The 21,643-nt window shown below is 46.1% G+C and carries 20 protein-coding genes and 1 pseudogene; 19 read left to right on the top strand and 2 right to left on the bottom strand.

Annotated features, from left to right (window positions below; translation table 11 throughout):
• Positions 1–5: 5 nt before the first annotated feature.
• From H8S54_RS11330 to H8S54_RS11310, 5 genes are all read left to right on the top strand, one after another.
• Positions 6–1,631 carry a cobyrinate a,c-diamide synthase gene (locus H8S54_RS11330; RefSeq protein WP_408610277.1) on the top strand — a complete coding sequence of 542 codons (1,626 nt, stop codon included), beginning with the start codon at positions 6–8 and terminating at the stop codon, positions 1,629–1,631.
• Positions 1,632–1,745: 114 nt separating this feature from the next.
• On the top strand, positions 1,746–2,717 hold the full coding sequence (gene cbiB / locus H8S54_RS11325) for an adenosylcobinamide-phosphate synthase CbiB (protein ID WP_186901510.1): 972 nt from the start codon (positions 1,746–1,748) through the stop codon (positions 2,715–2,717).
• A 66-nt stretch (positions 2,718–2,783) separates the two neighbouring features.
• Positions 2,784–3,824, top strand: coding sequence for a pyridoxal phosphate-dependent aminotransferase (locus H8S54_RS11320; RefSeq protein ID WP_021926023.1), 1,041 nt, complete (start codon positions 2,784–2,786; stop codon positions 3,822–3,824).
• Positions 3,825–3,881: 57 nt separating this feature from the next.
• Positions 3,882–5,390, top strand: a complete 1,509-nt coding sequence (locus tag H8S54_RS11315; protein WP_186901509.1) for a cobyric acid synthase — start codon at positions 3,882–3,884, stop codon at positions 5,388–5,390.
• A 2-nt stretch (positions 5,391–5,392) separates the two neighbouring features.
• Complete coding sequence (locus H8S54_RS11310) at positions 5,393–6,034, top strand: precorrin-8X methylmutase (RefSeq protein ID WP_021926025.1); 642 nt, start codon at positions 5,393–5,395, stop codon at positions 6,032–6,034.
• A gap of 68 nt (positions 6,035–6,102) precedes the next feature.
• Here the strand turns inward: H8S54_RS11310 and pdxR are convergent, their stop codons facing one another.
• A complete protein-coding gene (pdxR, locus tag H8S54_RS11305) occupies positions 6,103–7,431 on the bottom strand; it encodes a MocR-like pyridoxine biosynthesis transcription factor PdxR (protein WP_021926026.1) in 1,329 nt (442 codons plus the stop codon).
• Between the two features lie 153 nt (positions 7,432–7,584).
• Here pdxR and H8S54_RS11300 point away from each other — a divergent pair, with 153 nt between their 5' ends.
• Together H8S54_RS11300 and H8S54_RS11295 are read left to right on the top strand one after the other, a co-directional pair.
• Entirely contained in the window at positions 7,585–8,484 is a 900-nt protein-coding gene (locus H8S54_RS11300) for a pyridoxamine kinase (protein ID WP_243176790.1), read from the top strand.
• A gap of 15 nt (positions 8,485–8,499) precedes the next feature.
• Entirely contained in the window at positions 8,500–9,141 is a 642-nt protein-coding gene (locus H8S54_RS11295) for a TIGR04100 family radical SAM protein (RefSeq protein WP_021926028.1), read from the top strand.
• 253 nt (positions 9,142–9,394) lie between these two features.
• On the opposite strand, the gene H8S54_RS11290 is transcribed toward H8S54_RS11295, so the two are convergent.
• On the bottom strand, positions 9,395–10,186 hold the full coding sequence (locus H8S54_RS11290) for an inositol monophosphatase family protein (RefSeq protein ID WP_330600175.1): 792 nt from the start codon (positions 10,184–10,186) through the stop codon (positions 9,395–9,397).
• Positions 10,187–10,402: 216 nt separating this feature from the next.
• Here H8S54_RS11290 and H8S54_RS11285 point away from each other — a divergent pair, with 216 nt between their 5' ends.
• The 12 genes and pseudogenes from H8S54_RS11285 (at position 10,403) to hemL (ending at position 21,503) form a co-directional block, all read left to right on the top strand.
• The gene (locus tag H8S54_RS11285; RefSeq protein WP_186901520.1) at positions 10,403–11,191 is read left to right on the top strand and encodes a sirohydrochlorin cobaltochelatase; all 789 of its coding nucleotides are present in this window, start codon (positions 10,403–10,405) and stop codon (positions 11,189–11,191) included.
• 444 nt (positions 11,192–11,635) lie between these two features.
• The gene (locus H8S54_RS11280) at positions 11,636–12,595 is read left to right on the top strand and encodes a hypothetical protein (RefSeq protein WP_186901506.1); all 960 of its coding nucleotides are present in this window, start codon (positions 11,636–11,638) and stop codon (positions 12,593–12,595) included.
• A 142-nt stretch (positions 12,596–12,737) separates the two neighbouring features.
• Positions 12,738–12,980, top strand: coding sequence for a hypothetical protein (locus H8S54_RS18280; protein ID WP_021926033.1), 243 nt, complete (start codon positions 12,738–12,740; stop codon positions 12,978–12,980).
• A gap of 327 nt (positions 12,981–13,307) precedes the next feature.
• Positions 13,308–14,303 carry a Fic family protein gene (locus H8S54_RS11270; RefSeq protein WP_186901505.1) on the top strand — a complete coding sequence of 332 codons (996 nt, stop codon included), beginning with the start codon at positions 13,308–13,310 and terminating at the stop codon, positions 14,301–14,303.
• Between the two features lie 98 nt (positions 14,304–14,401).
• On the top strand, positions 14,402–14,581 hold the full coding sequence (locus tag H8S54_RS19040) for a DUF1016 N-terminal domain-containing protein (protein WP_334298059.1): 180 nt from the start codon (positions 14,402–14,404) through the stop codon (positions 14,579–14,581).
• Between the two features lie 12 nt (positions 14,582–14,593).
• A complete protein-coding gene (locus H8S54_RS18625; protein ID WP_330600172.1) occupies positions 14,594–14,788 on the top strand; it encodes a hypothetical protein in 195 nt (64 codons plus the stop codon).
• 340 nt (positions 14,789–15,128) lie between these two features.
• A complete protein-coding gene (gene hemA, locus H8S54_RS11260; protein ID WP_186901504.1) occupies positions 15,129–16,358 on the top strand; it encodes a glutamyl-tRNA reductase in 1,230 nt (409 codons plus the stop codon).
• On the top strand, positions 16,348–16,833 hold the full coding sequence (locus tag H8S54_RS11255; RefSeq protein WP_021926037.1) for a precorrin-2 dehydrogenase/sirohydrochlorin ferrochelatase family protein: 486 nt from the start codon (positions 16,348–16,350) through the stop codon (positions 16,831–16,833). The genes hemA and H8S54_RS11255 overlap by 11 nt, the downstream gene beginning before the upstream one ends.
• Positions 16,826–17,689, top strand: a pseudogene (gene hemC / locus H8S54_RS19035) (hydroxymethylbilane synthase); the annotation flags it as partial. The gene H8S54_RS11255 and the pseudogene hemC, both read left to right, overlap by 8 nt.
• A gap of 57 nt (positions 17,690–17,746) precedes the next feature.
• The gene (gene cobA / locus H8S54_RS19030) at positions 17,747–19,258 is read left to right on the top strand and encodes a uroporphyrinogen-III C-methyltransferase (RefSeq protein ID WP_243176796.1); all 1,512 of its coding nucleotides are present in this window, start codon (positions 17,747–17,749) and stop codon (positions 19,256–19,258) included.
• Positions 19,249–20,232 carry a porphobilinogen synthase gene (gene hemB / locus H8S54_RS11245; RefSeq protein WP_021926039.1) on the top strand — a complete coding sequence of 328 codons (984 nt, stop codon included), beginning with the start codon at positions 19,249–19,251 and terminating at the stop codon, positions 20,230–20,232. The genes cobA and hemB overlap by 10 nt, the downstream gene beginning before the upstream one ends.
• Entirely contained in the window at positions 20,232–21,503 is a 1,272-nt protein-coding gene (gene hemL, locus H8S54_RS11240) for a glutamate-1-semialdehyde 2,1-aminomutase (RefSeq protein WP_186901502.1), read from the top strand. The genes hemB and hemL overlap by 1 nt, the downstream gene beginning before the upstream one ends.
• Positions 21,504–21,643 lie beyond the last annotated feature (140 nt).

Below are 21,643 nucleotides of genomic sequence, written 5' to 3'. Positions count from 1 at the left end.
TTTATATGAGAAGTAAGCAGGAGGGCAATGACGTGCTAAAAACAATACCAAGGATTATGCTTGCGGCAGGAGCCAGCGGGAGCGGGAAAACCCTTCTGACCTGCGGACTTCTGCAGGTGCTTGTAAACCGGAGAATCAAAACAGTCTCTTTTAAATGCGGACCGGATTATATTGACCCTATGTTCCACACCCAGGTCATTGGAACCAAATCCCGGAATCTGGATACCTTTTTCACGGGGGAAGAGATCACCAGATCTCTTCTTGCCAAAAACAGTGCAGACTGTGAAATGGCGGTGATGGAAGGGGTCATGGGATTTTACGATGGAGTTGCCGGAACCACCACACAGGCAAGCGCCTATGATCTGGCGCGGGTTACGGATACTCCGGTAATTCTGATCGTAAACAGCAAGGGAATGAGTGTTTCCCTCGCTGCCTACATAAAGGGTTTTATGGAATACAAAAAAGACAGCCGCATAAAGGGTGTGATCTTCAATCAGATGTCCCCTATGCTTTACCCCAGAATGAAAAAGCTGGTGGAAGAGGAACTGGGAATCAAAGCTCTTGGCTATGTGCCAAAAGTAGAGGATTGTGTGATCGAAAGCCGCCATCTTGGCCTGGTGCTGCCGGAGGAAATTCCAGAGTTGAAGCAGCGTCTTCTGAAGCTGGCAGACGTACTGGAGAAAAGTCTGGATATAGAGGCGATTATACAGCTGGCCAAAGAGGCACCGGAGCTTTCTTATGAGCCGTTAGAGGAAGAGAAGACAAGGGCATCGATTATGGCATCAGAGCCAGAAAAATGTACACAGAATTCTGTTGCTCTATCGGCAGCGGAGAACACGAAGCAGTCGTCCCTCTCTTCTGTAAAAGAGGTATTAAAATGGAAAAGTTCGAAAAAGCTTCGAATTGGTCTTGCTAAAGACGAAGCATTCTGTTTTTTCTATGAGGACAACTTAGATTTGCTTCGTGCGATGGGGGCAGAGTTGGTGCCGTTTTCCCCGATACATGATGCTCATCTGCCGGAAAATCTGGATGGACTGCTTCTCTATGGCGGCTATCCGGAGCTGAATACACAGGCGTTAGAAGAAAATAAGTTTATGCGTGAGGAAATCGCTGAAGCCATAAAAGGCGGAATGCCTTGTCTTGCAGAGTGCGGCGGATTTATGTATCTTCACGACCAGATGGAAGGCATGGACGGAAAATTTTACCAGATGACAGGTGTGATTCCCGGCAAAGTCTGGCGCACGCCAAAGCTTACAAGATTTGGCTATATTACTTTAACTCAAAATGAAGAAACGGTATGCAGCAGCGAACAGGCCGGGGACAATTTGCCCAAAACAGCAAATTGTCAGGAATTGCTGGGATTTGATCAAAAGAAAAAAATCCAGGTCCTGGGTGAAGCAGAACTGGGAATCAGCCCGGCGCACGAATTCCACTATTTTGATTCGGAAAACTGCGGCACCGCCTTTCACGCATCAAAGCCTCACAGCAAAAGAGGCTGGGACTGCATACACGGATCAGACCGCCTGCTGGCAGGTTTTCCTCATCTTTATTACTACGCAAACCCAAAAATCCCACAGGCATTCCTAAAGAAATGCTTAGAGTATCGTTTGTCTGGCAGATCCAATGATTGAAGAATGCAGCAGATGAAAACAGGGAAAGTTCGTGCATAAATGTTTGAACAATTGCAGGACTTACTTTGCAGAAAATATTGCCTGGAACACAGGTGGAATGAAGGAGCAACAAACATGATACGATTATTCACCCTCCCGGCAGGGTTTCTTCTGGATCTGCTTATGGGCGATCCAAGATGGCTGTACCACCCGGTATGCCTCATCGGAAAACTGATCAGCGTACTGGAAAAAGGAATCCGGAAGGTTTTTCCAAAATCAGAAAAAGGAGAGCTGGCAGGCGGTGTCCTGGAAGTCATCCTTGTGTGCCTGATCACATTTCTGGTTCCTTTTGGCATCATCCATCTGCTTTATAAATGGAACTTCTGGGTCGGCTTTGTGCTGGAAACCTTCTGGTGCGGACAGCTTCTGGCAACCAAATCCTTAAAGGATGAGAGCATGAAAGTGTACGACCGGCTGAAAAACGGAACCATCGAGGAAGCGCGATACGCAGTTTCCATGATCGTAGGCCGTGACACCCAGTCGCTTACCGAAGAGGGCGTGACAAAAGCCGCAGTGGAGACCGTTGCGGAAAACTCTTCCGATGGAATCATTGCCCCCATGCTTTATATGGCGATCGGTGGAATCCCTCTTATGTTTCTTTACAAGGGAATCAACACTATGGATTCCATGCTGGGTTACAAAAACGACAAATACCTGTATTTTGGAAGATGCGCCGCAAAGCTGGACGATGTGGCCAACTATATTCCGGCCAGGACTTCCGGCTGGCTTATGGCCCTGTCCACTGTTTTTGTGGGAATGGACACCAAAAATGCAGTGAAAATCTATAGAAGGGATCGCCAGAATCACGCCAGCCCCAACTCTGCCCAGACAGAGGCTGCTATGGCAGGGGCCCTGGATGTGCAGCTTGCGGGAAACGCCTATTATTTCGGCAAATTATATGAAAAACCAACCATAGGAGACCCTATCCGTCCAGTGGAAATCGAGGATATTCCCCGCTCGAACCGACTGCTTTACGCAACCTGTATTGCAGGCGCAATCCTGTTCTGGGGCGTGCGCATGCTGGTATGGCTGTATGCTGGAATATAAAGCAAGGATATCAATATATAAATATGCAGACAAGCAACAAGTCTGCTGTCTAACGGAGAAACAAAAATGGAAAAACACATACATGGCGGTGATGTCTACCATCACCAGGGGTGCATCGACTTCTCAGCAAACTGCAATCCCCTTGGCACCCCGGAGGGAATCAAAAAAGCCATTATAGAAAGCCTGGATCACATCGGTGACTATCCCCAGGTTGGCTGCGCTCCCCTCAAAGAAGCCATTGCAGAATACGAACACACCAAACCGGAGCAGGTAATCTGCGGAAACGGCGCAGCAGAGGTGATCTTTTCCCTTTGCCGGGCGGTAAATCCAAAGAAAGCCCTGGTGCCGGCTCCCACCTTTGCAGAGTATCAGCAGGCGCTGTACAGCGTGGACTGTGAGGTGGAATATTTTCCTCTGGAAAAGGCAAAACAGTTTGCCCTGGATGAAAGCTTTCTCCAGGCGCTGACCCCGGATGTGGACATTATTTTCCTGTGCAATCCCAACAATCCCACAGGCCTTCTGGTAGAAAAGCCTCTTCTGGAAAAAATCCTGGACCGCTGCCAGCAGCTTGGAATTTTTATGGCAGTGGATGAGTGCTTCCTGGATTTTGTGGAAGCACCGGAGGCATATACTCTGAAGGAACATCTGGAAAGCCATCAGAACCTGTTCCTTTTCAAGGCTTTTACCAAGCGCTACGCCATGGCGGGAGTAAGACTTGGCTACGGGCTTTGCGGGAACCGTGCCCTTCTGGAAAAAATGGAAAGCATGAGCCAGCCATGGAATGTCTCTTCTATAGCACAGGCAGCCGGCCTGGCAGCTTTGAAGGAAAAAGAATATGTGGAAGAAGGAAGACGGATCATCTTTGAGGAGCTTGCCTACCTGAAAAAGGAGCTGACGGAGCTTGGCTATCCGGTTTATCCATCACAGGCGAACTACGTTTTCTTTGAAGGCCCGGAAAATCTCTATGACCAGCTGGAACAGAAGAAGATCCTCATTCGGGACTGCAGCAACTACACCGGACTTTCCAAAGGGTATTACCGGGTGGCAGTGAAGAATCACCAGGACAACCAGCAGCTGATCCGGGCGTTGAGAGAATTACAGAAATGATTTTTTTACATGATTTAGATGAAGTATAACTTACATACTCAGGGGGAGGAACACATTTTGGCAAAAGCAATTATGGTGCAGGGTACCATGTCCAATGCAGGAAAAAGCCTTCTGGCAGCAGGGCTTTGCAGAATTTTCAAGCAGGATGGATATCGGGTGGCACCCTTTAAATCCCAGAACATGGCACTGAATTCCTTTATCACAAAAGAAGGGCTGGAAATGGGACGGGCCCAGGTGATGCAGGCGGAAGCCGCAGGAATTGCCCCATCCGTTCTGATGAATCCCATTCTTTTGAAGCCCACCAACGATGTGGGTTCCCAGGTGATCGTAAACGGCGAGGTCCTGGGAAACATGAGCGCCAGAGACTATTTCAAATACAAAAAGAAACTGGTGCCAGACATTATGAAGGCGTACAATGCCCTTGCAACAGAAAATGATATTATTGTTATAGAAGGAGCAGGAAGCCCTGCGGAAATCAACCTGAAAAGTGATGATATCGTAAACATGGGAATGGCGAAAATGGCCAAGGCTCCAGTGCTGCTGGTAGGCGACATTGACAGAGGCGGTGTTTTTGCCCAGCTGATCGGAACAGTTATGCTGCTGGAAGAAGATGAGAAAAAGATGGTAAAAGGCCTGATCATCAACAAATTCCGCGGAGACAAAACCATTCTGGATCCCGGCGTGGATATGCTGGAGGAAAGAAGCGGCATTCCGGTGGTTGGGGTGGCACCTTATCTGAACATTCAGGTGGAGGATGAGGACAGCCTGACAGAGCGTTTTGAGACCAAACGCTCTGTGGATCTGATTGACATTGCGGTAATTCGTGTGCCAAGAATTTCCAACTTCACGGATTTCAATCCTCTGGAGAGCATTCCGGGCGTTTCCCTTCGCTATGTGAAAAATCCTTCTGAGCTTGGCAATCCGGACATGATCATTTTGCCCGGAACCAAAAACACTATGGAAGACCTTCTGTGGATGCGGGAAAACGGGCTGGAAGCGCTGATCCTGAAAGAAGCCGCAAGAGGCAAGCTGATTTTCGGAATCTGCGGCGGCTATCAGATGATGGGAGAGAGCTTAAGCGATCCTCATGGGGTGGAAGCCGGCGGTACCATAAAAGGAATGGGACTTCTTCCAATGGACACTGTTTTTGCTGAAAAGAAAACAAGGACCCGGGTGGAGGGTACCTTCGGAGAATTGGATGGAGCTTTTGCAAAGCTTAGCGGTACTGCGCTGGAGGGCTATGAGATCCACATGGGCGAGACCGTTCTGAAAGGAGCGGCGAAGCCATCCACTGCCATCTGTGACAGCGTGACAGGGGAGCAAAAAGCCGACGGAGCCCATCTTGACAATGTGTGCGGAACCTACGTCCACGGTGTTTTTGACAAGGAAGCTGTGGCAGAGGCAATCGTTCACATCATCGGGGAAAAGAAAGGACTGGATGTATCCGGAATGACCGGAATGGATTTCCAAGCGTTTAAGGAAACCCAGTATGATATTCTGGCGGCAGAGCTTCGGAAGCATTTGGATATGAAGAAAATTTATCAGATTTTGGAAGAGGGGGTATAAAAATGAAGGTAGAACTTGAAAATGTAAAGCCAATGGACATAGAGAAAAGAAGCTTTGAAATTATCACAGAGGAGCTTGGAGATACCCCCCTAATTCCGGGAACGGAGCTGGTGGTAAAGCGCTGTATCCACACAAGCGCGGATTTTGATTATGCGAAGAACCTCTGCTTTTCTGAAAATGCAGTGGAGAAAGCAATCCAGGCAATCAAGGACGGCGCCTGCATTGTAACGGATACCCAGATGGCAAAAGCGGGAATCAATAAGCGTGCTCTTGCAAGATACGGCGGCGAGGTGTACTGCTTTATGTCCGATGAAGATGTGGCAAAAATCGCAAAGGAAAATGGTTCCACCCGTGCCACAGCCAGCATGGATAAGGCAGCAGGGTTGGATAAGAAACTGATCTTTGCCATCGGAAATGCGCCTACTGCACTGGTTCGGCTTTATGAGCTGATTGAGGACGGAAAGCTGAATCCGGAGCTGATCATTGGCGTGCCGGTAGGCTTTGTGAATGTAGTACAGTCCAAGGAGCTGATCATGCATACGGATGTGCCTTATATTGTAGCAAGAGGACGCAAGGGTGGATCCAACATTGCGGCATGTATTTGTAATGCGCTGCTGTATATGATCGATAATAATCGGGGGTAATTGGCTTAGAGCGTATGATTTGTTAAGGACAGCCTGTCAGATCATACGCTGTTTATATAAAGTGAATTTCAGGCAGTGACAATCGATTTCAGTAATTCACATGCGGGAACGAAATCCTGTACTGCCATAGAAGAGCAGGACATCAGAACCGTTACCTCTGATTCGGTTTCTTTTAGAATCTGCAGACGCAGGCCTTTCAAACGGGCCTGCTTTTTTAATTCTTCCCCGTTTTTTTCGCAGGGCAGGGTAAGAGCAAGACTGGTTCCGGCAGAGCCCACCTGGATCTGACAGACTGAGCCGAACACCTGCCGGATCGCGCTTCGAAGCTGCTTTAATTTGGAAGCGTAAAGCCGTTTCAGCCTTCTGGTCTGGGCTGCAAGATGGCCGTCCCGGATAAACTGGCACAAAGCGATCTGCTCTGCCTTGGAAGCGGTCTGATTATAAAAGGAGGCTTTTTTTCGGTAGGCGGCAAGAAGCTCTGGCGGCAAAATCATAAAGCTGATTCGGATGGAGGGCAGCAGAAGCCTGGAAAAAGAGCCAATATAAACCACGCCTTGCCCTCCGGAAAGTCCGAACAGGGAAGGAGTAGGCTTCTGAAAATACACGAACTCATTTTCAAAATCATCCTCAATTACAAGATGATGCCGCTCATCTGCATATTTCAAAAGCTCCAGACGGCGTTTTACCGGCATGATCTCGCCCCACTTGGTCATATGCGCCGGGGAAACATAAACCACATCGCAGTCTTTATTCCGATAGTGGATTTCATAGCCGTAATCCGCAAAAACAGTACTTCCATGGACAAAAGAAGGTGTGGGAAAGGATACCTGTTCGAAATTCGGATATACTTCCCGGATCAGCGGGCACAGAATCTGCAGAAGACTCTGGAAGCTGGCACCTACCACAATGTCATCCGGGGAACACAGAATGTTCCGGCGCTCCCGGATATAAGCAGCCAGCGCTTCCCGGAAATCCGTCTCCCCCTGGGGCTCTCCGTAAGTGAGCATGCGCTCATCCTGGCGAAGGGCGCTTTTCATATAACGGCTCCACAGATCGAAGCGGAAGCTTTCCCGGTCAACGCCGGAGGAGGCAAGGTCATAGCGGTAGTGGATTTCATCCCGTCTGTCCGGCTGACTGCTCATATGGTGGTGAGATGCGATCTCCGTTACGTAGTAGCCGCTCTGGGCCTTTGCCATAATATAGCCGTCTGCGGCAAGCTGCAGATAGGCGGTCTCAATGGTGGTGCGGGAAAGCTTCAGCTCCTGGGAGCATTTGCGAAGAGAAGGCATTTTGCTGCCCGGAGCCATTTTCCTATCCAGAATCAGCTTTTTGTAATATTCATAAACCTCCATGTAAAGATGTGTGGTGCGATTCTGGTCTTTTGCAATGTCTAACATAAAACTGTCCCCTCGAAAAAAGTTTAATTTGGATATTTCTGTACATACACTTAAGTGTTATTCTACAATATAAACATAAAATTTACAAGATGTTAGAATCTGCTGCTCATGATCAAGGGGATAGCAGCTAACATCTTTGCAGGAGTGATAGATTTGAAGAAAATAGCAGTGATTCAGGATTTGTCCGGGCTTGGGAAATGTTCTCTGACAGCCGCCATTCCCGTAATCTCGGTAATGGGCGTGCAGGCAGTCCCCCTTCCCACGGCAGTTCTCAGCAACCAGACTGGTTACCCGTCCTACTATGCCTGTGACTATACCGATCATATGGAAAAAGTCATGGATGAATGGGAGAAGCTTGGGTTTGCCCCAGACGGGATTTATACCGGATTTCTGGCAGATGAGAAACAGGCAGACAAGATCCTGGATTTTTTCAGAAGATTTCGAAGCCCAGAGACTATGGTGCTGGTGGATCCGGTAATGGGAGACAACGGCAGCGCTTATGGGATTTACACAGAAGGGCTTCGGGAAAAAATGCTTCAGTTGGTAAGCTGTGCCCAGGTGATCACGCCAAACCTTACGGAAGCGCTGCTTTTGCTGGACGGAAAGTCAGAGATGGAAAAAAGATATGCATCCCTGATGGCCCTGGCAGGGGAGAAACGCCTGGAGCAGATTGGGAAAATCGGGGAAGAGCTGGCGGAGCGCTTTCATCTGCAGGCAGCAGTAATTACCGGGATTGAATATGAAAAAGAAACCCAGGCAGTGAAGGCAGGTACAGAGGAAGTGCAAACCCAGATGGGAAATCTGGTAGTGGAAAATGGTGTGCTCTCCTGGTATTTTGCCAGGAAAGAGGGCAGCAGCTATTCCGGAACCGGAGATTTGTTCGCTTCCATTTTAAGTGCAGGCCTGGTGCGGGGAATGTCCATGATGGACTGCGTGAAACTGGCAGTGGATTTTCTCTCCAAAGCAATTTCAGAAACCGTAAAAGAGGGAACCGACCGGAACGATGGGGTTTGCTTTGAGAAATATCTTGGAGAATTGTGTAAAAAGAAATAGAAAGGTGTGTATATCATGGCTGATATTGTATATTGTTATAATGATGAGGTGTATTTCAATCTGACGAATAAATGTCCCTGCAATTGTACTTTCTGTATCCGAAATAACGGGGATTCTGTGGGAGAGGCAAAGACGTTATGGTTTGATAAAGAGCCAACTATGGAGGAAATTTACAAGGCAATCGATGCATTTGATTTCTCAGGATATAAAGAAGCTGTCTTCTGCGGCTACGGAGAACCAACCATGGCACTGGACAAGCTGATTGCAGTCAGCGAGTACATGCGAAGAAAATATCCGGCACATCTTGACCGGGACGGGAATCCCTGTGCAGGAATCAAGCTTCGCCTGAATACAAACGGCCTTGGTGACTTGATCAATAAGCGCTCCATTGCAAAAGAAGTCTGTTCCGCAGTAGATGTAGTTTCCATCAGCCTGAACATGCCCGATGCCAAATCCTACAATGAAGTAGTCCGCCCGGCATACGGGGAGAAAGCCTTTGACGCAATGCTGAAATTTGCTGCAGACTGCAAGAAGTATACGGAAAATGTGAAATTTACAGTAGTAGACTGCATTGGCGAAGAGAACATCGAGAAAAGCCGCAAAGTGGCAGAAAAGCTGGGAATCCCGCTGCGGGTAAGAGAGTACACGGCGGAATAATTTCTGCCAGAATATCGTAGGATGTTTTTCTGACCAATTCTCCGTCTTTTTACAATGACGGAGAGTTGGTTGTATGGATAAATATTGTTAAAGTTACGTTTATCTTTGAGAGACCATTTTCCTAATCTGCATGTCCACTTTACAGTATATCTCGTCTGAATTCGGAGCTTCATTTGGGCAAAATTTTTCGCAAATTGCAACACACATTTTGCCAAATGTTTTTTTTAATATGCTTTTGGAAAAAACTTGCAGATTAACATTTCTGCTCAATTAACTGAAGCAGTATTTCCCGGAATTGGGGTACGCAGGCCAGAATATCCGCATTGGCAAGATAAGGCAGCTTTTCATTTTTCCAGCCAGAGATGGTGCCGCCTGCTTCTTTTAGAATGATTGTAGCGCCGCTGTAATCCCATGGCTTCAGGTTCTGCTCCAGAAATGCATGCTGTCTGCCGCATGCCACATAGCAAAGGTCAAGGGCGGCAGATCCGGTTCTTCTGAAATCTGCGCAGTTCATAAATACGTTATAAAATACCGGGAACAGATCCTTCGCCCGGTTTTTCTCATAAGGGGAAGATCCAAAGGAAACCACCGCATCTTTAAATTCCGGCTGGTCCGAAACGTGGATCGGCACTCCATTTAAAAATGCCCCTTCTCCCTTTGCCCCGCAGAAAAGTTCTTCTGTAAACGGATTGTAAACAACTCCGAAGGTAATCTCACCATTTTCATAAAGTCCCAGGGACACTGCGCTGAGATGATAGTCCCGTATCAGGTTGGTAGTTCCGTCAATGGGATCCAGAATCCAGTAGGATTTCGCCGGATCCAGCCCAAGATTTTCTTTTTCCTCCGCAATTAATGCAATATCCGGAAACTCTTTGGCAAGGGCGTCCTTCAGGAAATTCTGCACTGCCACATCCACATTTGTCACATAATCCGCAGCCCCTTTTTCCGTCACTTTCTCATGGGTCATTTCCTGAAAAATCAGGGGCTTGGTCTGCTTAACAAGTTCTATTACTTTGTTCTGATTTTCTGTCATAAGTCTGTACACCTCCAGATAGAATTTACCATAAATGTCCCCGGCGGGCAACCAGGGCTTATAAAAAATTTTCTTTACTCAGCATACAGGGTAAGTTATAATAAAATTTGTCTGAAAATATCAAATTTCAGGAATACGCGGAGGCATTTAATCGTTACGAAATGGGCATGGTGCCTGTAAGCGGCAGGATCATGTATGAAAATGATAGGAATTATGGAGGAAATCAAAATGGGCGAAACAGCCAAAAAAGCAATTCTCGCAGTGAGCTTCGGAACCAGCCACAGCGACACCCGAAAAGTAACAATCGATGCCATTGAGGAAGACTTAAAAGCAGCATTTGAGGATTGCAGTCTTTACCGGGCATGGACCAGCAAAATGATTCTTGCCAGACTGGAAAAAAGAGACGGCATTCATTATGACAATGTAAAAGAAGCCATGGAACATATGTTAAAGGACGGCATCACAGATGTGATCGTTCAGCCAACCCACGTAATGAACGGCGTGGAAAATGACCTTATGAAAGAGGACGTCCTTACATATGCAGGTCAGTTCCAGTCCGTGACCTTTGGCACCCCCCTTCTGACTACTGAAGAGGACAATGAACTTGTAGTGAAAGCAATTGCAGAGGCATTCCCGGTAATTGAGGATAAAGAAACTGCACTGGTGCTTATGGGTCATGGAACCGAGCACTACGCCAACGCAGTTTATGCAGCCCTTGACTACAGATTTAAGGACATGGGACATGAAAATGTGATCGTGGGAACTGTAGAAGGCTACCCGGAAATTTCCCAGGTATTAAAGCAGTTAGAAAAATGCGGACCCCAAAAAGTGGTAATCGCCCCTCTTATGATTGTTGCAGGAGACCATGCCAAGAACGACATGGCCGGCGATGAGCCAGATTCCTGGAAAACCATCATCAGCCAGAAAGGTTATGAAGTACAAACCGTCCTCAAAGGCCTGGGCGAATACGAAAGCATCCGCCATATTTTCGTGGAGCACGCAAAAGCTGCGAAATAATTCTAAAATCCTTCAGGGATAAGCAGACGCAGAAGATAGTGTAGTGCGGGCTATGCTATTTTCTGCAATAAGAAGAAAATAAATGAGACTGGATGCTGCTCCATAAGATGCGGTATCCAGTCTTTTTGGCAGAAGTTAATCGTATCGGCAAAAATAAAATAATTGAAATATGTATATTTATTGCCGATAATTCGAATCAAGAATTTGCGCAGTAGGTTGTTGCACAAATTACATCAAAATTGAATTGAAATAAAAGCGGTATAGTAGAGGAAGATAATACGTAAGATAATACGCAAGATGATGGAACGGTTGGGAGTAAAAGCGAAAGAAGGATTCTGAAGAAATTACCTTTAACGAGACCGTTTGTTTCTTGAAAAATAGAACAATATATGATAAATTATAAATGTGACGTAAAAATAGTCACATTTATAAAAGGTGATTGATATGAAAAAATTTCTGGAAGAATCATTACGGCAAAATGTAATAATGATGGAGAATAAAGAGTTATATAAAAAGCTCCCATTAGTATATCGTGGAAGATATGATATTTTTAAAGTAGAGACGAATGGTGTATTGTGGATGGCTCTTCATCCAAAAGATGACGTTGGACTTGTCCTGCTGCGAAGAGACAGAGCTAGTGTAGAAAAAATCACAGGGTTAAACTGTGCAATATTTCTTGACCGAACGACATTCTATATAAAAGAAAAGCTGATGGAAGAAGGAATTCCGTTTGTAATAGATGGGAAGCAGGTATTTCTCCCGTTTATTGGATATTTGTTGAGTAAGGCAAATGAAAGAGAGCTGGCACCAGTTCATTTGATATCATTTCTGACGCAAAAAATGCTTCTGACAGCTATTTATGAACGCTGGAATGGAGTGAAAGTATCTGATGTAGCGAAAAGATTGGGAGTGTCAACAAAATCTGCAAGCCGATGTTTTGATGAGTTGGAATATTTAAATGTTGGCGTGTTAGGTATGAAAAGTAAATCAAGAGTCATCGAGATTCCAGATGACCGAAAAGAATTATGGCTGCAGATTGAACATATATTAAGAGATCCAGTCATTCGAAGATTTATTCTGAGAGAAGATATGAAACTTGAAAAGAAAGCAGGTATTTCTGCTTTGTGTGAGTATTCTCTTTTGTCCGATAATGTTTATCCTACCTATGCAGTAACGAAGAAAGAACTGAAAGCCAGTGGAGTGAAAATGGAAAGACAAGCAGGTAAACTGGAAGAAATTGGCTGTGTCGTTTTGGAATTGGGATATTTTATTGATTTTTGGGGAAAAGGATTGCAGGATCCTTTGAGTGTAGCATTGTCACAGACGGGAGAGGAACAAGAAGAGGAACGGGTTGATCTTTCTATTAATAAGATGTTGGAGGAATATGTATGGTCAAAGGATTAGACACATTTCGGAAGTACTTTGCAGATTATGAAGAACAGTATGTTTTAATAGGCGGCGCTGCCTGCGATATTCTAATGGACTTTCTGTCCTAAGAGCAGAATATATAATTCTTTTTAAAGCAAAAGCGTATCTTGATTTGAAAATGCGAAAAGATTTAGGTGAAAAAGTTGATTCCAGTGATATTAAGAAGCATAAAAAAGATGTTTTGCGCATTGCTTCAGAACTTATGCTTGAAAAAGTGGAAGAGTTGCCAATAGCGGTAAATACTGATATACATAGTTTGATTAACTTATTGGAGCAAGAACCATTTGATCAGAATTCTTTGAAAAGATATATGCTGAAAAATGAGGATGTTGTGGAATTGTTAAAAAGAGTATTCGGATAGAACCTGTGACGTTGAGGATATTCTGTAACTTATATCAGTGGATAATATGGTTATATACATCGAAAATATTTTTAGTATATAGGTTTAAACACAATAATTTTACACACGAAATCTAATTAGATGTGCGTAAAAAATCAAATGCTATGGCAAAGGCTTTAAAACAGTTGATTAGTCAGCAAGTCTATCACTTATAAAGTTGTAAACTGGTGTATTAAATTTGAAAAATTATGAATTTCATTTGTTAAGCAGATTGAATTTTTTTATAAAATCCGTATAATAGAGGAAGATAATACGTAAGATAATACGCAAGATGATGGAGGTGTTTACATGGGAGAATACAAACCGCCTTTTACTATAACGAATAAAATATTATCGTATGTATCGTCGATTTCAGAAAAAATAGGGCGGATAACTGCAACCGGAAATCTGGAAGCAAAACCGCATTTGAGAAGAAACAATAAAATCAGATCCATTCATTCCTCGCTGAAAATTGAAGCGAACTCACTGACTTTGGGACAGGTTCGAGATGTTATTAATGGTAAGGCTGTGTTAGGCGCACAAAAAGAAATTCAGGAAGTAAAGAATGCCTATGTGGCCTATGAACATTTGGGGGAAATTGATCCTTATAATATTGAACATTTAAAACAATTTCACGGAATTATGACAAAGTATCTTGTAACAGAATCTGGTGAGTTTCGTTCGGGAGAAGAAGGTGTCTTTAATGGTGATCAGTGCATCTTTATGGCACCGCCAGCACAATTTGTGCCGCAGCTTATGAATGAATTATTTACCTGGATGAAAAGAGCCAGAAATGATGTTCATCCATTGATTTTGAGCAGTGTTTTTCACTATGAATTTGTATTTATTCATCCTTTTTCTGACGGAAATGGCAGAATGGCTAGATTGTGGCATACGGCTATTCTTTCCAAATGGAAAACAGTGTTTGAATATATTCCTATTGAAAGCCAGATTGAAAAGTTCCAAGACGAATATTATGAGGCTATTTCCAGGTGTCATGTCGCTGGAGAATCAACCATTTTTATTGAATTTATGTTATTACAAATTGATAAAATCCTGGATGACATTTCTGTTCAAATCAATGAGAAAAATGAATATCTTCCAGAATCTGTTCAAAAGCTGCTTGAAGTTATGGAATACGACGTTCCCTACACGAGCAATGATTTGATGGAGAAGATGGGTCTAAAAGCGAAAGAAGGATTCCGAAGAAATTACCTTCATCCGGCAATTGAGATGAATTTAATTCAAATGACCTTACCAGATAAGCCTAACAGCAGAAACCAGAGATATGTAAGGATAGGATGAGAATTATATGAAAGTGAGGTGATGAGCGTGCTAATGAATACACAGGAGTATCTCTCCATTGTTGAAAATATCAAGCGTGAAATTACTGCTGCACAATAATGTGCTTTGGATTTGCCGCCCGTTTTTCTGACAGAAAAATTGTGCAAGAGGTGCTTGCACAAATTACATGGTATCATAATGTTGCGTTGATGGATAAGGTTAAAACTGCGGAAGAGCATATCTGGTATGCGAATGCAACCGTACAGAACGGCTGGTCTCGAAATGTTCTTGTCCATTAAATTGAAATCAGGTTGTATCAGCGACAGGTACTGGCGAATAAGGTCACAAATTTTGAACATCGTCTGCCATCTCCGCAGAGTGAACTTGCGGTGCAGACCATGAAAGACCCGTATGTATTTGATTTCATTCCTTTTCGGGAAGACATGCTCGAACGGGATATTGAGCAGGCATTGGTGACTTTAAGCCAGAATACGCCGGTCAGCTAAACTTCTATCTGTCAGCCGTGGATGGCATTTTGAAAAAAGAGCTTGAAAATAACAGCATTAAAGCTATTTCCCAATTAACAGAGAAGGAATTGCGACAGGCGCATAATCTTCAGAAAATGTATAAGGCAGGTGCATTTAATGGCAGATAAAGACTATAAAATATTTATAGTCGAGGGAGCGGTCAGAAAGCCACAAAACCGGGAACTCTTTTTCCCGGTTTTATTTGACAATATCGGGCTGAATTAGTAAAATAGGCAATGGACGTCAGCGCAGGCCCGTTTTTATTCATTCTGCTCTGACGAAGCAACCGCAAGTTTTTCAGAAGGAGAAATTACATAAGATGAGTATTTCCATGATTGGAATCGACCATAGTATGGCTCCCGTAGATATACGAGCCTTATTTGCATTTACAAAGAAAAATGCAGGGGAGGCCATGGAAAAAATAAAGGAACAGCCGGGAATCTACGGCTGTATCATATTGTCCACCTGCAACCGCCTGGAAGTCTGGGCAAGCGTAGACGAGGAAGCGGAAATTTCCCTGTATGAGGAATTGTGCCGACTGAAAAATGTCCACAACGACGAATACAGGAAATATTTCACCAAACGAGAAGGGCACGATGCCGTAGAACATCTTTTCTACCTTGCATCCGGCCTGAAATCCCAGATTTTGGGAGAAGACCAGATCCTCACCCAGGTAAAAGATGCCCTTGGAATTGCAAGAGAACACTTTACCACAGACGGCGCCCTGGAAGTTCTTTTCCGCATGGCCGTGACCGCAGGCAAGAAGATCAAGACAGAGGTTCCTTTTTCCCACGGCAACCCTTCCGTCATCCACCAGGCCATCCAGATGCTGGAAAAACAGGGCTACTCTGTTGCCGGTAAAGTCTGTATGGTAATTGGAAACGGGGAAATGGGAAAAGTAGCCGCTCAGGCATTAGAGGAGGCTGGCGCAGACGTAACCGTCACCGTAAGACAGTACCGAAGCGGCGTGGTAAACATCCCATTTGGATGCAAGCGAATCAACTACGGGGAAAGAATGGAATATCTGCCAAAGTGCGACCTGGTGGTAAGCGCAACCGCAAGCCCCAACTTCACCCTCCGGGAAGAACTGTTTGAGAATCTGGAACTTGAGAAAAACATCATTCTCATCGACCTTGCCGTGCCAAGAGACATTGAGCCGGAAGTAGGCAGATTCGAAGGCGTCACTCTATTTGACATGGACAGCTTCCGCATGGACGAAACTCCCGCAGAGCTTCAGGAAAACTTAGAAGCCGCAGGAAAGATCGTCAGAGAGCAGATGGACGAATTTTTCAAATGGCTGGATGGAAAGGAACTGATCCCGAGAATCCAGGAAATCAAAGAAAATGCAGTCAACGATTTTAACCTGCGCATTATGAAGCCTCTGAAAAACAGCCCTCTGGAAGAAGAGGACAAAGAGAAGCTGATGAGCGCAGTAGACAAAGCAATGGAGAAGGTAGTAAACAAAATGCTGTTTGGCCTAAGAGACAGCATGAATGAGAAGGCATTTCTGGAATGTGTAGCCGGACTGGAGAAAACATATGAAAAATAAGCGTTATTTTCCACTGTATGTGGATCTGTCAGACAAGAACGTGGTTGTTGTGGGTGGGGGAACCATTGCAACCAGAAGAGTAAAGGCACTGCTGCTTTTTACAAGGAACATCACCGTGATCGCGCCGAAAATGACGGCAGATCTGTGGGAGCTTGGCAAGCTTGGCAAGATCCAGATCCAGCCCCGCCCTGTGAAAAAATCCGATTTTTCCATGGCGTATATGGTGCTGGCGGTAACCAACAACAGGGAATTAAATGAAGAAATCTATCATGCCTGCAAGGAAGAGGGAATTTACGTAAATGTAGCCAGCGACAAAGACCTGTGCGACTTCTATTTTCCCGGAATCTGCCTGAAGGATGATGTGGTGGTGGGAATCACTGCCAGCGGCATGAACCACAAAAAAGCCAGAGCCGTGCGCGAAAAAGTGCAGGCCCTTCTGGAAGAAATTGCAAAAGACGAGGAGAGTTATGAGTAATAAAATTGTGATCGGCAGCAGGGAAAGCAAGCTTGCTGTACTTCAAAGCCAGATGGTACAGGACTTCATTGTACAGAATCATCCGGACATGGAAGTGGATATCCTTACCATGAAAACCACCGGGGACAAGATTCTGGACCGCACCCTGGACAAAATCGGGGGCAAAGGCCTTTTTGTAAAAGAACTGGACCGCGCCCTTCTGGAGGGAAGAAGCCAGCTGTCTGTACATAGCCTGAAGGACATGCCTATGGAAGAATCCGAAGAGCTTCCCATCCTGGCATTTTCCAAGAGAGAGGATGTAAGAGACGTGCTGGTGTTTCCAAAAGGCTGTGAAGAACTGGATGCCTCAAAACCAATCGGCTGCTCCAGCCTGCGAAGAAAGCTGCAGCTGCAGGAGATTTTCCCGGATGTAAAAGTAAAAAGCATCCGCGGAAACCTTCAGACAAGACTGGAAAAATTAGACTCCGGAGAGTATTCTGCCCTTGTTCTTGCAGCAGCCGGACTGAAGCGCCTTGGCCTGGAAAAAAGAATCAGCCGTTATTTTGACACAGAGGAGATCCTCCCGGCAGCAGGCCAGGGAATCCTTGCGGTACAGGGCAAAAAAGGACTGGACTATGAGTATCTGAAGGGCTACGATGACCCGGAGGCACATAGTGTTGCCCTTGCGGAACGTGCATTTGTAAGATATTTAAACGGCGGGTGTACCTCCCCTGTGGCAGCTTACGGCCAGATTCAGGAGGGACAGTTAAAGCTGTGCGGCCTTTACTATGAAGAAGAGACCGGACATTATCTCAAAGGAAGCAAAACAGGAGCCGTATCAGAGGCCGAAGCGCTTGGAATCGCCCTTGCAAAGGAGCTGAAGGAGCGCTGCCGGAAGGAATATAAAGTGGCAAAACAGGAAGAAAGAAAAGAGATGGGAAAAGTCTGGCTGGTTGGTGCAGGCCCTGGAGATGCAGGTCTTTTCACCTTAAAAGGCGCAGACGTGCTGGAAAAAGCAGACGTAGTGGTATACGACAGCCTTGTAGGCCAGGGAATCCTCACCAGGATCCCGCCGGATGCAAGACTGATCAACGTTGGAAAACGTGCCGGACATCACATGATGCCCCAGAATATGATCAATCAGGTGCTTGCAGACGAGGCGAAAAAAGGAAACCGGGTAGTGCGCCTCAAAGGCGGCGATCCTTTCTTATTTGGAAGAGGCGGCGAGGAACTGGAGCTTCTTACGAAAGAAGGGGTTCCCTATGAAGTGGTACCGGGAGTGACCTCCCCTATTTCCGTGCCTGCCTACAACGGAATTCCGGTAACCCACAGGGATTTTTGTTCCTCTGTGCACATCATTACCGGACACAAGCGCCAGGGAATGGAATATGACATTGATTTCAAAGCGCTGGTTCACACAAAAGGAACCCTTGTTTTCCTCATGGGCTTAACGGCCATGGAAGACATCTGCAAAGGCCTGATGGAGGCTGGAATGGATCCGGATATGCCGGCAGCTGTATTATCCAAGGGAACCACAGCAGGACAGAGAAGAGTGATCGCCACCATTTCCACTTTGAAAAAAGAATCCGACAGACAGAAGATCAAGACTCCGGCCATTATTGTGGTAGGCAAAGTCTGTACCCTTTCTGAAGATTTTGCATGGTATGAGAAGCTGCCGTTGGCGGGATGGAAGATTCTTGTCACAAGACCGAGGGAAAATATTTCCAGAACAGCGGCAAAGCTTCGGGAAAAAGGCGCTGAGGTACTGGAGCTTCCGTCCATCAGCATCAGCCCCCTTGAGGATCAGAGCAGGCTTCAGGAAGCGTTTGCAAAGCTTAACACCTATGACTGGCTGGTATTTACAAGTCCCGCAGGCGTGGAAGTATTCTGGCGGGAACTGGGCAAAAAGAAAGTGGACATCCGCTGCCTTGGCAGCGTCAAAATCGCAGCCATCGGCGAGGGCACCAAAAAGAAGCTTCTGGAAAGAAGCATCTACGCAGATTTCGTGCCATCTGTTTATGACGGCGACACCCTGGGCAAAGAGCTTGCCAGCCTTTTGACAGGAAAAGAAAAGATCCTGATTCCAAGAGCTATGCTTGGAAACAAGACTCTGGTAGAAGAACTGGAAAAAACAGGCGCTTCAGTTGAAGATGTGCCTACCTATGAAACCGATTACCAGAACTGCCCGCTGATCGACGAGAAAAAGGAATTCGAAGAGGGCAGCATTGATATGGTCGTATTCACAAGCGCTTCCACTGTGAAAGGCTTTGTGAAGAGTACAAACGGACTGGACTATTCTAGGGTGCGTGCTGCCTGCATTGGCAAACAGACCAAAGCCGCAGCAGATGCTTACGGAATGCAGACCTATATGTCAGAGAAAGCCACCATCGACAGCCTGATCGAGCTGGTTGAAACATTAAAGAGGAGTGAAGAAAAATGGAACTGATCAAAAGACCAAGAAGATTAAGAGGCGGGGAGACCCTGCGAAAAATGGTAAGGGAAACCAGAATGGACAAATCCTCCCTGATCTATCCTTTATTTGTTATGGAAGGAACCGGGATCCAGGAAGAAATCCCGTCCATGGAAGGCCAGTACCGCTACAGCCTGGACCGTCTGCCTTATAAGTTAGAGCAGCTGGAAAAAGCAGGAGTAAGCAGCATCATGCTTTTTGGAATTCCGGATCATAAGGATGAGATCGGAAGCGGTGCCTATGCCCAGGACGGCATTGTGCAGAAAGCCCTTCGTTCTGCCAAGGAAAGATTTCCGGAAATGTATTATGTAACAGATGTCTGCATGTGCGAGTATACTTCTCACGGACACTGCGGCGTGCTTTGCGGTCATGATGTGGACAATGACAAGACCCTTGAGCTTCTTGCAAAAACAGCCCTGTCCCACGCACAGGCAGGATCCGATATGATCGCGCCTTCTGATATGATGGACGGCCGTGTGGCAGCAATCCGTAAGGAACTGGATCAGGGCGGATTTTCCAATATCCCGATCATGTCCTATGCGGTGAAATATGCTTCTGCTTTCTACGGCCCGTTCCGTGATGCGGCAGGAAGTGCCCCGGCCTTTGGCGATCGCAAGAGCTACCAGATGGATTTCCACAACAGAAGAGAGGGGATGAAAGAGGCTCTTATGGATATTGAGGAGGGCGCAGACATTATTATGGTGAAGCCGGCAATGTCCTATCTGGATATGGTATCTGAGATTTCCAAGGCTGTGAATGTTCCGGTAGCTGCATACAGCGTAAGCGGCGAGTACGCCATGGTAAAAGCAGCAGCCAAAATGGGCTGGATCGATGAAGAGCGCATTATCGGGGAAATGGCAGTTGGCGCATACCGTGCCGGTGCCCAGATCTATATCACCTATTTTGCAGAGGAAATCGCAAAAATGATGGACGAAGGGAGAATCGGCTGATGACAAAGTCTGAGAAGCTTTTTGAAAGAGCAGTAAAAAGGATTCCAGGAGGCGTAAACAGCCCGGTGCGTGCCTACGGATCCATCGGAGAGGCACCAAGATTTATTGACAGGGCAGACGGCTGCTACATTTACGATGTGGACGGCAACCGCTATATTGACTACATTGATTCCTGGGGACCGATGATCCTTGGCCATAATTTCCCGGCCATCCGGGAAAGTGTGTTAAAGGCATGTGAGAACGGCTTAAGCTTTGGCTGTGCCACTGAGATTGAGGTGGAGATGGCAGAGTTTATCTGCGAGAGGATCCCTCATGTGGACATGATCCGTATGGTCAATTCCGGAACAGAGGCCGTTATGAGTGCTATCCGTGTTGCCAGAGGCTTTACCGGGAAAAATAAGATCATCAAATTCGCAGGCTGCTATCACGGACACAGCGATGCCATGCTGGTAAGTGCTGGCTCCGGTGTCATGACAAGCGGCGTGCCGGACAGCGCAGGCGTGCCAAAGGGATGCACAGAGGATACCATGCTGGCAGTTTACAATGACATTGGCAGCGTGAAGGCTCTTTTTGAACAGGCAGACGGCCAGGTGGCAGCTGTGATCGTGGAGGCAGTTGGAGCCAACATGGGTGTGGTTCCTCCATGCGAGGGCTTCCTTGAGGGGCTTCGGGCTCTTTGTGATCAGTATCATGCACTTCTTATTTTCGATGAGGTTATCACAGGATTTCGTCTGGCATTTGGGGGCGCAGCCCAGTATTTTGGCGTAACTCCGGACCTTGTGACCTACGGTAAGATCATCGGCGCAGGAATGCCTGTGGGCGCTTACGGCGGAAGAAGAGACGTGATGGAGCTGGTTTCCCCGGCAGGAAAGGTTTACCAGGCAGGAACCTTAAGCGGAAACCCGGTTGCCATGGCAGCAGGTCTGACCCAGCTGAAATATTTATACGATCATCAGGAAATTTATAAAGAACTGGAAGCCAAGGGCCAGATGCTTTACGGCGGCATGGAAAAAATTGCCCGGGAAAAGGGCCTGAAGGTACAGATGAACCACATCAGCTCCCTGGGAAGTCTGTTCTTTACCGGGCAGCCTGTAGTGGACTATGTTTCCGCCAAAACCTCTGATACCAAGGCCTTTGCAGAGTATTTTAAGAAAATGCTGAAAATGGGAATCCACATGGCACCTTCCCAGTTTGAGGCAATGTTCTTATCTGCTGCCCACACAGATGAAATTATTATGGAAACTCTGGATGCAGTAAAGCTTGTTCTTTGAAACCGGGTGTGGTATAATTCAGTTACAAATTACATAAAAGAAACCAAATCAGTTACTGGGAATGTACTGAACAGTAACCAGGACCGCTGCAGATTGAGAACGGAAAAGCAGCGAAAGCAAATGGTTTCCAGAAATGAGAC

The sequence above is a fragment of the Blautia segnis genome (assembly GCF_014287535.1).
Taxonomy (GTDB): Bacteria; Bacillota; Clostridia; order Lachnospirales; family Lachnospiraceae; genus Blautia_A; species Blautia_A acetigignens.
The sequence above is the reverse complement of the archived record's forward strand: the minus strand, read 5'-3'. Positions and strand labels throughout refer to the sequence as shown.

Bases quoted from the DNA above. Each gene is read 5' to 3' on its own strand.
- H8S54_RS11320 (WP_021926023.1), top strand. From the start codon at position 2,784: ATGGAAAAACACATACATGGCGGTGATGTCTACCATCACCAGGGGTGC.
- H8S54_RS19040 (WP_334298059.1), top strand. From the start codon at position 14,402: ATGTGCTTTGGATTTGCCGCCCGTTTTTCTGACAGAAAAATTGTGCAA.
- pdxR (WP_021926026.1), bottom strand. From the start codon at position 7,431: ATGTTAGACATTGCAAAAGACCAGAATCGCACCACACATCTTTACATG.
- H8S54_RS11295 (WP_021926028.1), top strand. From the start codon at position 8,500: ATGGCTGATATTGTATATTGTTATAATGATGAGGTGTATTTCAATCTG.
- H8S54_RS11330 (WP_408610277.1), top strand. From the start codon at position 6: ATGAGAAGTAAGCAGGAGGGCAATGACGTGCTAAAAACAATACCAAGG.
- H8S54_RS11270 (WP_186901505.1), top strand. From the start codon at position 13,308: ATGGGAGAATACAAACCGCCTTTTACTATAACGAATAAAATATTATCG.
- hemB (WP_021926039.1), top strand. From the start codon at position 19,249: ATGGAACTGATCAAAAGACCAAGAAGATTAAGAGGCGGGGAGACCCTG.
- H8S54_RS11285 (WP_186901520.1), top strand. From the start codon at position 10,403: ATGGGCGAAACAGCCAAAAAAGCAATTCTCGCAGTGAGCTTCGGAACC.
- cobA (WP_243176796.1), top strand. From the start codon at position 17,747: ATGGGAAAAGTCTGGCTGGTTGGTGCAGGCCCTGGAGATGCAGGTCTT.
- hemA (WP_186901504.1), top strand. From the start codon at position 15,129: ATGAGTATTTCCATGATTGGAATCGACCATAGTATGGCTCCCGTAGAT.
- hemL (WP_186901502.1), top strand. From the start codon at position 20,232: ATGACAAAGTCTGAGAAGCTTTTTGAAAGAGCAGTAAAAAGGATTCCA.
- cbiB (WP_186901510.1), top strand. From the start codon at position 1,746: ATGATACGATTATTCACCCTCCCGGCAGGGTTTCTTCTGGATCTGCTT.
- H8S54_RS18280 (WP_021926033.1), top strand. From the start codon at position 12,738: ATGCGAAAAGATTTAGGTGAAAAAGTTGATTCCAGTGATATTAAGAAG.
- H8S54_RS11310 (WP_021926025.1), top strand. From the start codon at position 5,393: ATGAAGGTAGAACTTGAAAATGTAAAGCCAATGGACATAGAGAAAAGA.
- H8S54_RS11280 (WP_186901506.1), top strand. From the start codon at position 11,636: ATGAAAAAATTTCTGGAAGAATCATTACGGCAAAATGTAATAATGATG.
- H8S54_RS11255 (WP_021926037.1), top strand. From the start codon at position 16,348: ATGAAAAATAAGCGTTATTTTCCACTGTATGTGGATCTGTCAGACAAG.